The organism is Psychroflexus salarius (assembly GCF_900129035.1).
Lineage (GTDB): Bacteria > Bacteroidota > Bacteroidia > Flavobacteriales > Flavobacteriaceae > Psychroflexus > Psychroflexus salarius.
Window position 1 is genome coordinate 199,809 of the sequence record NZ_FQTW01000002.1, and the last position, 16,711, is coordinate 216,519.

At 32.0% G+C, this 16,711-nt stretch carries 15 protein-coding genes and 1 tRNA gene; 3 read left to right on the forward strand and 13 right to left on the reverse strand.

What is annotated here, in order from left to right; all coding sequences use genetic code 11:
* Positions 1-46 precede the first annotated feature (46 nt).
* A complete protein-coding gene (locus BUB82_RS04145; protein WP_073192243.1) occupies positions 47-712 on the reverse strand; it encodes a hypothetical protein in 666 nt (221 codons plus the stop codon).
* Positions 713-1,013: 301 nt separating this feature from the next.
* Here BUB82_RS04145 and BUB82_RS04150 point away from each other — a divergent pair, with 301 nt between their 5' ends.
* Positions 1,014-1,244: a hypothetical protein gene (locus BUB82_RS04150; RefSeq protein WP_073192245.1), complete on the forward strand. Its 231-nt coding sequence runs from the start codon at positions 1,014-1,016 to the stop codon at positions 1,242-1,244.
* Positions 1,241-1,633: a hypothetical protein gene (locus BUB82_RS04155; protein WP_073192247.1), complete on the forward strand. Its 393-nt coding sequence runs from the start codon at positions 1,241-1,243 to the stop codon at positions 1,631-1,633. The genes BUB82_RS04150 and BUB82_RS04155 overlap by 4 nt, the downstream gene beginning before the upstream one ends.
* 55 nt (positions 1,634-1,688) lie before the next feature.
* On the opposite strand, the gene BUB82_RS04160 is transcribed toward BUB82_RS04155, so the two are convergent.
* From BUB82_RS04160 to BUB82_RS04195, 8 genes are all read right to left on the reverse strand, one after another.
* Positions 1,689-2,252 (reverse strand): DUF6642 family protein, encoded by a 564-nt coding sequence (locus BUB82_RS04160; RefSeq protein WP_073192249.1) that lies wholly within the window; start codon positions 2,250-2,252, stop codon positions 1,689-1,691.
* Positions 2,253-2,730: 478 nt separating this feature from the next.
* Positions 2,731-3,606: an Abi family protein gene (locus BUB82_RS04165; RefSeq protein ID WP_073192250.1), complete on the reverse strand. Its 876-nt coding sequence runs from the start codon at positions 3,604-3,606 to the stop codon at positions 2,731-2,733.
* Between the two features lie 304 nt (positions 3,607-3,910).
* Positions 3,911-3,983 (reverse strand) — tRNA-Met (locus tag BUB82_RS04170).
* 85 nt (positions 3,984-4,068) lie between these two features.
* Entirely contained in the window at positions 4,069-4,251 is a 183-nt protein-coding gene (locus BUB82_RS04175; RefSeq protein ID WP_073192460.1) for a CPXCG motif-containing cysteine-rich protein, read from the reverse strand.
* Between the two features lies 1 nt (position 4,252).
* The gene (locus tag BUB82_RS04180) at positions 4,253-5,581 is read right to left on the reverse strand and encodes a TolC family protein (protein WP_073192252.1); all 1,329 of its coding nucleotides are present in this window, start codon (positions 5,579-5,581) and stop codon (positions 4,253-4,255) included.
* On the reverse strand, positions 5,568-8,771 hold the full coding sequence (locus tag BUB82_RS04185) for an efflux RND transporter permease subunit (RefSeq protein ID WP_073192254.1): 3,204 nt from the start codon (positions 8,769-8,771) through the stop codon (positions 5,568-5,570). Before BUB82_RS04185 ends, BUB82_RS04180 begins: the two co-directional genes overlap by 14 nt.
* A gap of 9 nt (positions 8,772-8,780) precedes the next feature.
* The gene (locus BUB82_RS04190) at positions 8,781-9,887 is read right to left on the reverse strand and encodes an efflux RND transporter periplasmic adaptor subunit (RefSeq protein WP_073192256.1); all 1,107 of its coding nucleotides are present in this window, start codon (positions 9,885-9,887) and stop codon (positions 8,781-8,783) included.
* Positions 9,888-9,955: 68 nt separating this feature from the next.
* Entirely contained in the window at positions 9,956-11,869 is a 1,914-nt protein-coding gene (locus BUB82_RS04195; RefSeq protein ID WP_073192258.1) for an ABC-F family ATP-binding cassette domain-containing protein, read from the reverse strand.
* A gap of 64 nt (positions 11,870-11,933) precedes the next feature.
* Here BUB82_RS04195 and BUB82_RS04200 point away from each other — a divergent pair, with 64 nt between their 5' ends.
* Positions 11,934-12,323 carry a DUF983 domain-containing protein gene (locus BUB82_RS04200; RefSeq protein WP_073192260.1) on the forward strand — a complete coding sequence of 130 codons (390 nt, stop codon included), beginning with the start codon at positions 11,934-11,936 and terminating at the stop codon, positions 12,321-12,323.
* On the opposite strand, the gene BUB82_RS04205 is transcribed toward BUB82_RS04200, so the two are convergent.
* The 4 genes from BUB82_RS04205 to porL are packed head-to-tail and all read right to left on the reverse strand — an operon-like array spanning position 12,304 to position 16,683.
* Positions 12,304-13,347 carry an NAD(P)/FAD-dependent oxidoreductase gene (locus BUB82_RS04205; protein ID WP_073192262.1) on the reverse strand — a complete coding sequence of 348 codons (1,044 nt, stop codon included), beginning with the start codon at positions 13,345-13,347 and terminating at the stop codon, positions 12,304-12,306. The genes BUB82_RS04200 and BUB82_RS04205 overlap by 20 nt on opposite strands.
* Positions 13,348-13,400: 53 nt before the next feature.
* On the reverse strand, positions 13,401-14,417 hold the full coding sequence (porN, locus tag BUB82_RS04210; RefSeq protein ID WP_073192263.1) for a type IX secretion system ring subunit PorN/GldN: 1,017 nt from the start codon (positions 14,415-14,417) through the stop codon (positions 13,401-13,403).
* A gap of 13 nt (positions 14,418-14,430) precedes the next feature.
* The gene (gene porM, locus BUB82_RS04215) at positions 14,431-16,002 is read right to left on the reverse strand and encodes a type IX secretion system motor protein PorM/GldM (RefSeq protein ID WP_073192265.1); all 1,572 of its coding nucleotides are present in this window, start codon (positions 16,000-16,002) and stop codon (positions 14,431-14,433) included.
* Positions 16,003-16,032: 30 nt separating this feature from the next.
* Positions 16,033-16,683, reverse strand: a complete 651-nt coding sequence (gene porL / locus BUB82_RS04220) for a type IX secretion system motor protein PorL/GldL (RefSeq protein WP_073192267.1) — start codon at positions 16,681-16,683, stop codon at positions 16,033-16,035.
* Positions 16,684-16,711: the final 28 nt, after the last annotated feature.

A 16,711-nucleotide genomic window follows, 5' to 3' on the forward strand; every position in this document is an offset into this window, starting at 1 on the left:
TAATAAAGAGCAAAAACTATAATTCTTATGCAAACACATTATTAAATCACTTAAGTTTAAAAGAACTTAGGCTATTTGTTGCTTCGTCTAAATATTTAGAATATTTAAACTCATTAGCAGAGTAGCTAAATTTATAGACCTTTTTATTATGTTTATAGTAATAGACTTTATATAAATTAGCAGCAAACTTGTATTTTGAATCTCGTCGATAGCCTTGACGACGAAAGCTTAAGATAGATAATTGATCTGAAACTTTTGAATGCTTAAAGTTATTACTATTTGGTTTAATTTTAGCTATTTCAGTATTTAGGTAGTCATCAAAACTTTGCTGATTCAAATTTAACCGCTTCAAATTTATTATGGCTGAAGAATACTCGCCTGCGTCAGCATCAATTATAGTTGAATTTTTATCTTCAAATTGATCTTTGTTTTTTTTATTGCCTCTTGCACGATAAACTTTGCCATTAACAGTTGTTTCTGAAATATAAAGCGGATAAATTTGTTTTTTGGGCGCAACGCTTACTAATATTGAGTCATAATAAGCTTTGTCCAAGTTTAGTTGTCTCCATCGTTTTGGATAATAAAAACTGAATTCTTCGGTTTCATAAACCTTAACAACGGTGTTAGTTCTTGGATCTAAAATGGTTTTTGTTCCACCACATGAGGTACACAAACCAAAGGCAAAGATTAAAAAGAGGACAACTATTCTCATATAATATTAAAAATTAGCAATTAGGTAATTTTAAAAAATCTCAAACTTAATAGAATTAATTGAAAATGAAGGCTACTAAATTAAAATTATACTAATAAATAAAAGTAAAATTAAATGGGTGCAATAAAATTTAAAACTCACCTGTCACCTTACATAAAACTTAGCCTTTGAGTTCATTTACATCATCAAAACTTCAAAGAATGAGTAAATAAATATTTGTAATTTTCTATAAATTAGTCTGAATTAAATTGCTAATTTTTAGTTCAGTAATTAGTTAATTAAACGCACCCGTATTATATAAATGAAAAAGCCCAAACTTAAGCAACTAATTGACAAAAAAGATGAAGACTCAGATTCACTATTAGCTTTAATCTATTATTTTGCTAAAGATTGGATGCGTCCTTCACCATCACATTCTCTAGCATTACAGATTCTTATTTTTATTTTAAAATTGCCTGCTTTAATCTTGTTTCTTACTTTATCGCCTGTGATTTTTATAGTAATGTTTATCACACTTGTAATTGGCTTATGAAACAAGAGCGTGCAGTCTTTAGCTTAGTTATAGTTTCAGGATTACTGTTTTTGTTTCATCAGTATCTTCAAAATGAAACCGATATAAATATTACTTTTCTTAATAACTATTTAGACCCTTTTTTGCTTATGCCTTTACTCTTATATGCCGTGCTTTGGGAACATCGGATTGTTTTAAAAAATAAAAACATGGTTTTAAGCTATACAGAGATATTTGGTTACTTTGTATTGATGGTGCTCTTGGGAGAAGTATTGTTTCCACTCATCAGCAAAAAGTTTACAGCTGACTATTGGGACATTCTAGCTTATGCTTTAGGAACTCTTGCTTATATCATCGCAAAGGAGATTTCGTCTTTTAAGAAAACAAAATTAAAGCATTTATTAGAGTGATGTTTTAATATTTAAAACTGTTTGAGTATGATCGCTATAAGCAGAAATTAAACTCTTAATAATATAATCTGAAATCTAATAGTTTACAAAGCTTATACTGTTTTTGAAACATCTTTTCAACCACTTCTTTTATATCATCATTCTGATAAAACAAGCTAAAAAACAGGCGATCTATGGTAAAAGCACTTGACAAACTATCAGACTGAAAACCATAGCCTGAAATAGCTCGAGCTCCTGTAACATCTAAAAAATACTGGCATTCTTCATCAGTGAGATCTAGAACCTTGAGATTAGAAAAATGAATAATTTTCCCTGTCATTTGCCCTTCAAAAAGCTCTGCAATTTCTTCTATGCTATAGTAATAATCGTTTATTAAAATATTGTTTATTTCACCTGGAAAAACTAGATAAATAATTTCATAATCTTGAAAATGATGATCATCATATAATAAAGCGTTGAGACTTTCTTCTAAACCCTCAATCGTATCACAGGTTTTATATATACTTGAAATTCCTTGCGTCAGGGCTATATCCTCAAGTATTTGGACCACATTGGTGGCTTTTACACTATCAACATCCGGAACAGCTTCAAGACAATAAATAAAATTTTCATTTTCCATGAGTCATCATATCTTCAAAATAGCTTAATTAGATCAATTACGAAATCATTCAGAGATAATCTTCTTCAACTACACTTTTTTAAGTTAAAAAAAATCAAACAATCTAGCTACTATTTTTACTCATTAACACAAACAGACACCTATATAAAATATAATTAATTCACCTCACCTGACGGACGTTTTTGGTGATGTAACTCAAAGAAACTAAATAGAGTAATTACTTAACTAAATTGAAACTAATTTTAATTTAGTTTAAGGTATGTTAATGTTTGTATATAAAAAAGGTATGATCTTCTCAGTATATAATACAAAAAACCCGGGAGCTTGTCCGGGTTCTATAATTCAATTTTTTATAGTGCAGAATTAATGCTCAATGATTAATGGGCACTTATATAATGCGAATATACATATATACTTATTATGAACAAAGCTATTAACACTTTTATTTACAAACCTAACTCTAATGTAATACCAACGTTTATGAATCAAAATTATAGCCTATTTTATTTTCTATAATATCTTTAATTGAATCATTATTCTTAAAATTAGCAAATAGAGAATCTATTTTAGATGTTGTTTCCTTACATCTATTTACTGATATTTTCTCTAGAAAATAACAAATAACTTTAATAGAAGAAGACAAAGAATGTTTTTTGTTCTTTTCAACATTAATTAGTGGGGTAGATTTAATACCTAGCGGTGTGTAAGAATCAAATAACAAATCACTATGCGCACAGATGTTGCGAACAAACAAAATAGTTGAAAGGTAATTTTCAAAAACACTCAAACTCTTAATTCCGTAATTATTTGCAATTGTTTTCTTTAACTCTTTGTTATGTAAAGACAAAAATAATTTAATGACGCTACCAAAAGTTAAATACTCTAAAGTCTTCCAAGCTGGTGCATAAATATCGTTTTTATGTTTACTATGGTGCTTTTTAATCGGCTTATTATTTTGAACAAACTTCTCATTATAAATAGATGGAAATCCATTTACGTATTTGTATGAAACAATTTTTTTATCAGCAAACCAAGTAGGATTTTTATCGTAATAATTAGAAACATAATAGATAAGTTGCGTCTTGAAATTTATCTCTATTCTATTTAGTGCTTTTAATAAAATATGCTTTAAATCAACATCTAAGTAATACAGTTTTACAACATCAGAAAATTTCGTGCCTTGTTTTAGATTATGGTCTTTATCAACTTCAAAAGGATGCCAGTAAAAACCTAAACGATAGTAACCTATGTCCAACAAGATTTCTTTAGCTTTTTCAATACCTAAATCCATCACCATATTTCGTTTCTGAAGCTTATTTATTTGTTCTTTAATTGTAGTAGCCTTTTTACCCATTACTTATTTCTTTTTCTATTATCATACTGTAAGCTTATCCTAAAGCCAAACTATTCAAAAATATAATATAATTTTAATCTATGAACGCAAACTAACTTGTTATAAGAATAATGGTTGATACGCAACATCCACTGACATTTCTGGAGATGTAACTCAAAGAAACTAAATAGAGTAATTGCTTAACTAAATTGAAACTACTTTTAATTTAGTGTGAGGTATATTAATGTTTGTATATAAAAAAAGCTCTGACCTTCTCAAAATATAACACAAAAAAACCCACTAATAAAATTAGTGGGTATCTTAGTAGCGGGAACTGGACTCGAACCAGTGACCTTCGGGTTATGAGCCCGACGAGCTACCTACTGCTCTATCCCGCGATATATGTTTAAAAGTATCTTTTTAACTATCGGACTGCAAATATAAGATTAATTATACGTTTGACCAAATAAAAAATAAATTTATTTATTGCTCTATGCTTGTCGACTGAAATTCAATTAATTGCCCAGCACTAAATTTTGCTCGGACTTGAATCGGATTACAACAAACCTCACAATCTTCTATATATTCTTGAAAACTCACTGAAGTATCTAAAAGAAAACTAATGCTTTCCCAACAATGTGGGCATTGAAAAAAGTGCTCATACATCTTAAAACTCGACATTTAATAATTGTCCCGTTAATTGAAGAAGCTGAAGCTCTGCTAACTTAGCATCATATTTCGCTAAATTTAAACTCGTCTGAGCGTTTAACAAATTAAGCTGTGCTTGCCTAAATTCTACTGATGTAACTTGGCCTAGCTTAAAGCGTTCTTGGGTTCTTTTAAAATTGTTCTTGTTTGTCTCTACATTTTTGCGTTGTAAATTATAGATATAACGTCTATTTTTATAATTATCGAAAGCATTCTGAATATCACGCTGAACATTTTGCTTGATTTGTTCCTTTTGAAGCTGCTGATTTTCGTAGGCAATTTTAGCATTTTGAATTCTCACTGAAGTCTGACCACCATCAAATAAATTCCATGTTAAATTTACGCCTGCAGAGTAGCCATCGGTGGTTTGTGTAGAACCAGGAAAAAAGGGCGATTCTGGACTTATATTTCTATTCCAGCCATAAGAGCCAAATAAGTTTACTGTTGGTAAATATCCCGAATAACTAATTTTTTTGTCATATTCTGATATTAGTAAGTTTTCTTCAATTTGTTGAATCGATACATTGTTGGCTTTGTATTCAGAAATATACTGCTCAAGTTTTAAAATTGGTAAAAAACGAACGGTTGTATCAACTTTAAAATTATCATCTAAATCATCTTCATTTAAAACAACTTTTAAGTCTCGCTTAATGTTAAATAAATTTTGTTGTTCATTGATTAGTGAAATACTATCATTAGCCACATCAACTTCAGCATTTAAAACATCTAACTTATTAATTTGTCCATATTGAAATTGATATTCAACACGTTTTAATCGTTCACGTGATAGACTAAGTGTATTTTTTAAAACCTCGACATTCTTAAGTCGTCTTGCCAACTCATAATACACCGTAAACATTTGTGTTATTGTTGTTTCTATGGTTTCGCGTGCTTCTAACTTTGATAAGTTATACTGAAGTTTTAATTGCTTAAAATTATAACGTCGGCCTAGGCCATCGAATAAAGTATAATTAAAATCTAAGCTCGTATTATAACGTCTTGTTTCTAAATCAGTTTGGTCGATTGGGTCTTGACCCTCAACTTCAGCTAAACGATCTTGTAGACTAAAATCGAAACCAAAATTAGTACTTAAAGTAGGTAAATATCCTGAGTTTAATATACTGGTATTATTTTCTGAAATTTCAACATTATTTTCAGCTATTTTAATACCATAGTTATTATCAAGTACATGATTTATAGCTTCAGCTTTTGTAAGAACTTCTTGTGCAGTTGAAGTGACTACAACTAAGCATAAACCTAAAAGTAAAGATAGTTTATTGTTTTTCATTATAGTTGTCTTCTTCTAATTGTTCTTTAATCGCTCGCTCCACTTGTTCTTTTTCAACTTGGCTTCCTGTAAAAAGCCATTTTGTTTTAACTTTTACTGAATTACTTATAGACAAGAAAATAGGTAATAAAATTAGGGTTAAAACAGTCGCCACACCGATACCATAAGCGATAGATATGGCCATAGGTATTAAAAACTGCGCTTGTCGGCTTTGTTCAAAAATAAGTGGTGCAAGGCCTGAAATTGTGGTAAGCGAGGTTAAAAATATAGCTCTAAACCTAGATTTTCCAGCCTCAAACAAGGCATCATTAAATTTTAAGCCTTCTCTTAAATTTGAATTAAACTTACCTATAAGCACTAAACCATCATTAACCATTATACCAATAAGTGCAATAACACCTAAAAGAGATAAAATATTAATTGGAAAGCCATGAATATAGTGTCCCCAAGCAACCCCAATTAAGCTGAATGGTATGAGTAAAATAAGCATAATTGGCTGACTAAAACTTCTAAAAGTAAATGCTATGACTACAAATATTAAAAATAAAATCACAGGGAAAACTTGACCAGCTGAACCACTTGTTTTACCAGCTTCCCGATTTTGACCTTCATAAGAAACTGAAAGTGATGGATATTGATTTAAAATATCAGGCATTACAGTGGTTTTTATTTCATCTAAAATTTCAGTAGAGCTGTCATTAGGGTTTTCTAAATCGGCTGAAACCTGAATTTCTCGACGACCATTTAAATAACTAATAGATTCGGTTCCTCTAACAATTTGATAGCTTGCTATTTCATTAAAAGCCACTCGCGACCCATTAGGCGTAACAATTCGTAAATCATCTAAATTTCTAATAGACGATCTTTGATTTTCATTATATCTTACCCAAACTCTAATTTCGTCTTTACCACGTTGAAATCGCTGCGCTTGAGCACCAAAAAACGCGTTCCTAACCTGACGCATCACTTCACCTAAGTCAAGTCCTAAAGCATAAGCCGTTGTTTTTAAATCGATTTCAATTTCTTTAATACCTTTTGGGTCATTATCTGTAACATCTTTCAGCTGCGCATTATTTTCCATCCAACTCCTAAGCTCAACTTTTGCCGATTCAAGTTCATCTAGGTTATTACCCAACAACGAAACAGATACTGGCAACCCACCAAAATTACTACCAGAACCAAACGTAATACTCTCTACGCCATAAATAGGTCCGGTTTCTTCTCGAATAGCATTTGTAATTTCAGCTGAAGAAAAATCTCTCGCTTCTCCCGGTAGTAAATTAACTTGCAACGAAGCTTTATTATTTCCAGGGCCGACCCGTTTGACTGTGTTTTCTATAACTTGAAGATGATCAGTTTGCTTTTCGGTAAAAGTTTTATTTACACGCCAAGCCGCTTCTTCAACTATTGAAATAATTGAATCAGTTTTTTGTGGGTTTACACCTTCTGTCATTAACAAGCTTACTTCAACGCGATCGCTAGCGACACTTGGAAAAAAAGTAACACGAATAATACCGCCACCAACCGAGCCTATTGTTAAGGCTAAAGCTGCAATTAAAATAGCCATTGAAAATAAACGATTGTTTATGACAAATCGCAAAACTGGAGCGTAAGAATTATCGCGTAAATATCGCATAACGCGATCTCCAAAAGCATTTACATGTCGCATTTTGGCAAAAAATCGCCCTAAAAGTGTTCGTTTCTTTACTTTCTTTTTCTTTGGCCTAATAGCCTTAGAATGCGCAATATGTGCTGGTAATATTAAAAAGGCTTCAATTAGTGAAATACTTAGTGTTAATAAGACTATAATTGAGACTTCACTAAAAAATTCACCTATTCGACCTTCTAAAAAGAAAAACGTCGAAAAAGCTAAAATAGTTGTAATAATCGCTGAAATAATAGGCGGTATAACTTCAACTGCACCGTCAATTGCTGCTCGTATAGGTGACTTTCCTTTTTCATATTGTTGATAAATATTTTCAGCAATAACAATTCCATCATCAACTAAAATACCAATAACAATAATCATCCCAAATAGCGATAATACATTTATGGTTACCCCGAATGCATTAGCAAAAATAAACATACCTAAAAATGAAAGCGGCAAACCTACTGAAACCCAAAGCGCTAAACGTATATTTAGAAAAATTGAAAGGAAGATTAAAACGAGTAAAATACCAACAGCTCCGTTTTCTATTAATAGTTTAGTACGCTGATTAAGCGTTATTGATGAATCACTAACAACATTGAGTTGAACATTATTGTTTTTAGCATTAAAGTTGGCAATATATTCTTTTATGGCGTCTGCAGATGAAATTAAATCTTCTGAATTAGTATTGCTAATCACCATTGTAACTGCAGAGTCGCCATTATAAAAAAGGGCATTTGGTGTTTCTTCAAATTTATCGCGCACTTTTGCTACATCTGATAGTAAAATTGATGACCCACTTGGTGTTGATTTAACTATAACATCATTTAGTTTATCTGCATAATAGCTGCGATTATCAGCACGAATTAGATAATCTTCAGCATCGGTTTTTATTGTTCCTCCTGTTGAAAGTAAATTAGAGTTACGCACTTTTGCGGCTACTTCTTCAAAGGTCAAATTATAAGCTAATAGGGCATCTTGACTTAAAGCTATTTCAATTTCCTCTCTAGGAAAACCACGGATTTCTATTTGAGAGATACCATCTATTAACCGCAAGTCAGATTCAACTTGATAGCTAATATCTTTTAAGGTCTTTAAGGGAATATTTTTACCAGAAATTGCAAATTGTATAGTTTGTCTTGTAGTTTCAGTCTTGGCAACCACCAAAGGTTCCATCCCAACAGGAAAATTTGGAACTCGATCAACAGCATTTTTCACTTCAGTTAGAAGTACATCAATATCTTCACCTTCTTCAATTTCAACTGTAATAGAACCACCGCTTTCTCTAGCAACAGCTGTTGTTCTATCAATACCTTCAAGTCCTTTAAGATTGTCTTCAATTTTTAAAATAATACCTTCTTCAATTTCTTCTGGTGAAGAACCTGGATAAGTAATATTGATATTGATTATTTTTGATTCTTGAAGCGGAAAAAATGATGATTTTAAGCTTAAGGCACCAACAATACCAAATATTATAAATGATAGAATAACGACGTTAACAGCAACTTCGTATTTTATAAAATAAGTAATTAATTTTTTCAAAGCCTCTGTTTATTTTTTAAGCTTAATCAACATTCCTGAATAGGCGCTTGACAAATTAGACGTCATGATGGTATCGCCATTAGCAAGGCCTTTTATAATCGCTGTATTTTCGTCGTAATAAACAGGTTTAACTTGTTTTAAGGCTAAAACTGAATCTTTAACGATAAAGACTTCAGCGTTGTTTCTGACCAAAGACCGACTTATTTTGTAAGCATTTTTAACCAGCTGGCCATATATTTCAGCTTCTAGATACATACCTTCTTTTACCCGTGAATCGTTTACCATAATAAAGGTTTGTACGCTTTGAGAGTTTGAATCAACTTGTGTATTAATTCGAGTTATTTTTCCTTTGGTCTGAAATTTTTTATCGATGCCAAATAAATTTACAGTATCGCCAATTTCAACATAATCTACCAAAGCCTTTTGTAAAGCAACTTCTAACTCAAATTCGCCAGGTTTAATAAATTCTCCTAAACGCTGGCCTGGTCTCACTAAAGTTCCTGGAGTTATACTAGCCTCGGTTAATATACCATCAAAAGGTGCTTTTAAATGAAATTTTGCCAATCTGACTTCTAGATTTTTAATGTTATAAAATGAAGTGATCACACCACGACCGTTGATGAAGTATCTAAGATTTGAAGACTCGATTTCAGGCAATGGTTGAAGTGGTTCATGAACTGAAAAATCTTTGACGTAGGCATCCCATTCTTCAAAATGTTCTGGATAATCTAATCTGATGTCTGGAAGAATTGAAATTAATAAATTATAAAATTCGCTTTTTGTTGACTTTAAGTTTGCAACAAACTCTTCATTATTAATTTTGACCAAAGTTTCGTCTTTTTTGAAAGCTTGACCTGGCCTAAATAATTTATCGCTTTGTTCAAAAATACCTTGTACTTCGCTAAACAGCTCAAATTTATTTAAAGCGGTAACTTGACCATTTGTTTTAACAACAACCGGTATCGTAGTGTTTTTAACAGTTTTTACTGCTATTGGTTTAGCGATGGTTTTATTTGGACCTACTGTTTTTGTATTGCTCTTTACTATATAAATAGCGCCAAAAACTGAACCAGCTATGATAATGATTCCAAGAACAATTAATATTATTTTTCTCATTGATAAACTATTAATTTGGCGGTAAAATTAGCAGATTACTCAAGTTTAGTTGGTTAATACAATCACAATTATTTAATATCATCTAACTGAAGTTGAACTTTCTCCCAATTTTCCATTTGCGTTTCTAAATCTGATTTTAGTGATTTATAATTTGTAAAAAAATCAGGTTGACTTACAGTTTCATCGTAATTTTCAGCCATTTTTTGATCAATATCAGCAATCTTCTTTTCTAATTTTGTGATGTTAGACTCAATTGAACTCAATTTGTTTGATAGCTTTTTATACTTTTTCTGAATCTGATAATCTTGTGCAGGCGAATTTTTAGATTTCACTGCTGGTTTTTCTTCAGTTTTTTGCTCGACTTGACGCATGTTTTCAAGCGCTCTTGATTTTAGATAATCATTAATATCACCTAAGAATTCTTTTACCTTATGGTTTCTAAATTCATAAACCGTATCGGCGAGACCTTGTAAAAAGTCTCGATCGTGCGATACTAAAATTAGAGTGCCTTCAAAATTGGCCAAGGCCTTTTTTAATACATTTTTAGATTGAATGTCTAGGTGATTTGTTGGCTCATCCATGATTAAAACGTTAAATGGTGCTAAAATCATTTTAGCCAAAGCCAATCGGTTTCGTTCACCTCCGGAAAGTACTTTAACGTATTTTGAAACATCATCACCTCTAAATAAAAATGCACCTAAAATATCACGGACTTTACTTCTATTAGATTCATTTGCTGAATCAATCATCGTGTCTAAAACTGTTTTATTAGGGTCTAAATATTCAGCTTGATTTTGAGCAAAATAACCAATTTCTACATTGTGCCCTAACTTCAAATGGCCATCATAATTAATATCACCAACAATTGCCTTTGCCAAGGTTGATTTTCCTTGCCCATTTTGGCCTACAAAAGCAATTTTAGCGTTGCGTTCTATCGTAAAATTAACATCACTAAAAACTTGATGCTCCCCAAAACTTTTGGCAAGATTGTCGGCTTCAACAACAACTTTTCCAGGATTTTTAGAAATTGAAAAGTTTACAGCCATGGTGCTTTGATCGTCTTGATCAACTTCAATAATATCTGTCTTTTCTAACTTTTTAATCAGTGATTGAGCCATTGAAGCCTTGTTGGCTTTAGCTCGAAATTTATCAATTAACTTTTCGGTTTGTTTGATTTCTTTTTGCTGATTTTTTTGAGCGGCAAGTTGTTGCTCTTGAATAGTTTTACGCAACTCTTTGAATGCTGAATAAGGTTTGTTGTAGTCATAGATTTTACCAAGCGAAATTTCTATGGTACGGTTAGTTACATTATCTAAAAACATAGTATCGTGAGAAACAATGACTACGCAACCTGAAAAAGAAACCAAAAAGCTTTCTAACCACATGATACTTTCTATATCAAGGTGGTTGGTTGGTTCATCGAGTAAAAGGATGTCGTTACTTTGCAATAATAGCTTGGCAAGTTCTATACGCATTCGCCAACCGCCAGAAAAGGTATCTGTTTGCGCTTGAAAATCTTCAGCTGTAAAACCTAATCCCTTTAAAACGCGCTCGGTTTCACCTTGATAGTTGTAACCGCCTAAAATTTCATACTGGTGCTGATAATCGTTAAGATCTATCATTAATTGATTGTAGGCTTCACTTTCATAATCAGTACGTTCTGCTAATTGCGTATTGATGTCAAGGAGTTTAGATTCAATTTCTACAATACTATTGAAAGCTTGATAAGCTTCTTCTAAAACAGTCCGACCTTCTTCAAAATCTATATCTTGCCTTAAAAAACCAATATTAATATTTTTTTCTTTGGCTATTTCACCTTCAAAATCTGTTAAATCACCTGCTAATATTTTGAGCATAGTTGATTTTCCAGCACCATTTTTACCGATGAGTCCTAGCCTATTTCCTGCGCTTAACTTAAAGCTGATGTTATTAAACAAATAAGTTCCACCGAAGGAAACTGATAGTTTATTTATATGTAGCATTTATTACACTTAATTTGTGCAAATATTGGTATTTTTGTGATTCAATACTAAACAAAACCCGAGAATGTTAAAAGGCACTAAATTATATAGCATTTTTACTGGTACTTGCCCAGTTTGTCATGAAGAAAGCATGTATAAAGAATCTAACCCATACAATCTAAAAGCAATTTATGACATGCATGAACGATGCTCTAATTGTGACACAAAATACAAAATTGAACCTTCATTTTTTTATGGTGCTATGTATGTGAGTTATGGTTTAGGTGTCGCATTTGCTGTAGCAACTTTTATTATAGCTCATTTCTTTATAGGCTTAAGTTTGCTAAGTTCATTTGTATCTATAATTGTGGTTCTTGTTTTATTAATGCCGGTTATTATGAGGCTTTCCAGAAATATATGGATCAATTTCTTTTTTAGTTACAACAAAGCAAAGGCTAAACGACATAACGCTTAATATCTACGTCATCTAGAATTGGTTGTTTATAAAAGATATGTTGAACCATATTTTCGGCTAGATAAGGTGAAGCCAAAACACCACGGCTTCCATTACCATTAAATATAAAAAGTTGAGAATACTTTTCATGTTCGCCTAATATAGGTCTTCTGTCTTTTACAGTAGGACGGACACCAGCTAACTGGTCAACAATCTGGTAGTCTACAGAAAACATCGTTTCAAAAGCTTTAGACAGTTCTAATCGTATTGCTTCTGTTGGCTCATTATTCAATTCATGTCTTTGGTAATTAGCCCCAAATTTATACAAATCATTACCTAGTGGAATTAAAAAGTATTTCGATTTATAAATACTTTGGTTTGAATTAAGATCTTTAGAATGAATAATCAAATATTCACCTTTGTTTCCATAAATAGGTAAATGATTAAAAAAAGGATTATCAATTACACCATAACCCTCGCAAAAAATAACATATTGATAAGATTTTGATTGATATGAAACTGATGAATTACCAATCTTTAATTTATTATAGTTGAAATTATCAAGATAGAATGAATCATTAAAATACTTCATAGATTCATCTAAATAAGTGTTTAAGTCAAGCGTGTATATATGATTAACTTCGCCCAATTTAATGACTGCATTTGACAAATGTGGATGAGAAGGCGATTTAATGCTAGTAAGAAAATTAGAAATATAAGACCGTTCTGTAGCTGAAATAAAGTCGTTACAATCTTGAGGCGATTGAAGTAATTTAAACAAATTAGGTTGCTGGATGAAAGTTGTTTTTAATTTGGTTTCTATAGAAGAATAAAATTTAACTGCAGAAGCGTAAAATTCTTTTGCCATCCATACTTTTTTGTAACGTTTTAAAACTATTGGATTAAGAACACCACCAGCAACGCGGGTGGCTTGTTGCGAATTGTTAGAAACAATATCAAAACTCTTACCTAACTGCTCTAATTGATGTGCTAAAGATGATCCTGCAATACCAAAACCAACAACTAATACGTCTTTATGAGTCATAAAAAAAGCCTTTACGAAATGTAAAGGCTAATATATTGATTAAAAATGTAGAATTAGTAATTCCACATATCCAATTCGAAATTTCTAATTTCCTCTTTTAAACGTCTTGCTTCGAGTAACTGCATTTGTGCGTTATCATTAATGTAGTCAGTAACTTTTCTATCTTCATAAACATTTTCGGTTTTGTAGATAAAAGAATTAAAACGTCTTGAGTTCAGTAAGTGATCGAAGCTAATTGGCATAGCACTATTTTGAGGATTCAACACCTTAGAAGTGTGTAGTACCTGTCTTGCATCAGAAAACCAAACCCAAAAATAAGGGATTATTTGAGGCTCGCCACTATAAGTTGGGTTTTGAGATTGAATATCATAACCAGCCGGTGCAATACCTAAAAGACGATATTTCATTTCACCCTGACGTTTATCAAAATACCACATACCTTTGATAAAGTATTCTTTTATATCAGCAGCTGTAATTTCAGTTGCAACTAGGTAAGGTTTCATTTTTTTGATTAGCTCTTGTGGGTATAACTCAGGATAATTTTCAAGTTCTCCAGCAAGCGATCGTGTTTTAAAGGTTTCAACGGCTTCTGTACCTGTAATACCATACTGACCTAAAATACTTCCAGCTGCGTTAGGCAAAAATATAGCCTTGGTTGCATCTTGAATTTCCTTAAAATCACGCTTTTTGTTAAAGTAACTTGTAGCGTAGACTTCGGTTATACCTAAAGAATCATCAGGATTTTTAGCACCTCTTTCTATAGCTTCAACTAAAGTTGCAAAAAGTGATTTTCTGTTACTACTTACCGAGTTATCTTGGGTTGGATATAATAATGGAAAATTAATTTTTTGATTGAGATCAATTCGTTCCCAAACAACTTTAGACCATAGTATATCTCTATCTCCTACATAACCGTAAGGTAAAGGTTTATCATCATCAAATCTTTTTTGTTGAGCTGCTAAGTCTTCAATCTCTGAAGGCTTTTCAGCATTCAAAATATTTGACTGAGCAGATACTGTTACTGAAAACAGCAAAAAAGATAGTCCGATAAAATTAGCTTTAAATTTCATTATAATAATTTAATTAGTTTGTAAGTTGAACTAATAAAGCAGGCATATTTTTAACATTTACACCTGGTACATCAGCTTTAACATCAAAAATCTGTATGATATCGCCTGTTCTAGCAAGTTCTAATAAATCTTTAGCTCTTGCATTTAGCATATTGCCATTAACAACAACCGCTGGCTGACCAGGTACACTAATTGTAAAACGCTTTACAACAGGTGTAATATCAAAATCAAAGTTCTCAAAAGTTGCACCAATAGGCGAAATTTTAAGTGCATTACGTGGCATTTTAATAGCGCCACCTTCTTGTATTTGATCTCTTACAGTTGGTGTAGGTCTAGGCAAATCTTTAATTCTAAAAGTAGTTGAAGAAGTAATTTTTTCACCTTCAATTTCACCAGTTACATTAATTTTTAATTTAGTACCAGTCGTTGGTCTCACAACATATTGAGAACCTTTTACACGTTTCATGCCTGGAGCTGAAGCATTAACCTTATTTCCTGGAACACCAGGCATAGAAACCGTTATAGGGTTTTCAATACCACGGTAAACAACATTCATCTTATCTGCTGATACAATGGCTTGATTAGGTTTAGGAATAACTGAGTATGATTGGTTAACCGGTACTTCAATTTCTTTACCATCTTGGTTAAAAATCAATTTACCTTCAATCGTGTGATCACCAGCATTACCAGCATTTACATTTAATTTAACTTGACCACCTTCTAGAGTAAAATCTTCACCTTGTGTTAAAGATCTACCGTCAAGTTTTAAGTCCACTTTATTTGGCACTGTTGAATTATCAGTACGACCAAGAACGATAGCACCATCAAATGTATTACCTTGATAATAAGCACCTCTTGAAGTTTGTAATAAAGTAGAGTAGTTGTCCATTGAGGCAATTTGGGTTAATTGGCCTGAAAGCATTGATGATAAGATTTCATTCTCAAGAACTTTCAACTCGTTTTGCAAGGCTGTTATTTTAGTAATAGCTGAAATTAACGGAAAGCCTACATAATGATGACGAATATAATTTTGAGGCGTTGCTGCTTCAGGTGCATCTTTAGGCATAACTGGATCTGCACTAAACTGAGAATTTATAGATTCTAAGAAAGTTGCGTACTTAGAATCACCACCTAATACACTATTCATTTTATCTTTATAAGCTCTCATGTTTGCGATAAATTGTTCACCTTCAGGCTTCAATTTTTCGCCTTTCACAAAAAGTTCATTAACATAAGAAGATTTATCCATAGTTTCATAATCGGTAGGGTCTTCAACTGAACCATACATCCCTTCCTTAATTCCAGCAAAATAATTATAAAGTTCAGTAGTAGCTGCTGTTACCTGATCAGCTTTTTGTTTTACTTCAGCAAATTGTTCAGGTGATTCACTTGCTTTAACTGCTAAACCACTAAGAGCAGCCTGATTTTTGCTTTCAAACTTAACATTTGACTCTTCAAGTGTTTCATTTATTGAACCAAACGCAGACAAAACTTCCTTAGACATATTTAGTGCTAACATAGCGATAAACACTAAATACATTAAGTTAATCATCCGTTGTCTTGGTGTTTCTTTTCCTCCTGCCATAATTTATATCTTAATTAATCTAGTTTATAATTAGGCTTTAGGTCTCATAGCAGTTAACATACCACCATAAACTCCATTAAGCGAATTAAGGTTAGCCGTTAACGATTCCATTTGCTCTTTTAATTTACCTGCATTATCAGCAACTGCTTGGTTAATTTCTGCTTGTTTAGAAGCAGATTCAACTTGAACTTTATATAGACTGTTTAATGATTCCATTTGCGCAGCTGCCATAGTTAACTCTTCTCCATATTTTTTCTGAGAATTCATAGCTTCAGTTGTAGGAGCGATACCTTTAGCTGCTCCTTCAAAATTTTTGATGCTTTCACCTAAACTCTCCATAAGCTTAGAGTCAATTTTTGCTTCCTTAAGCATATCATCTAATTTTTTAGAAAGCATACCACTTTCATCCTTAGCCTCTTTTTTAGCTTGTTTAGAGTTTGACTCTCCGCCTGTTAACTCAGGATAAACCTTAGACCAATCTAATTCACTATCAACTGGTTCAAAAGCAGAAACTGTAAATACAAGCGCCTCTGTTACAAGACCGATTGTTAACATTAATCCTCCAGTTAAAGGTCCTATTTCAATATGCTGAATTTTAAATAATGCACCAATAATTACGATTGCGGCACCTAAACCGTAAACCATATTCATTAATTTCTTTCCTTTGTTTGACTTAGCCATAATAATTAATTTAATTTAGTTGTTTATT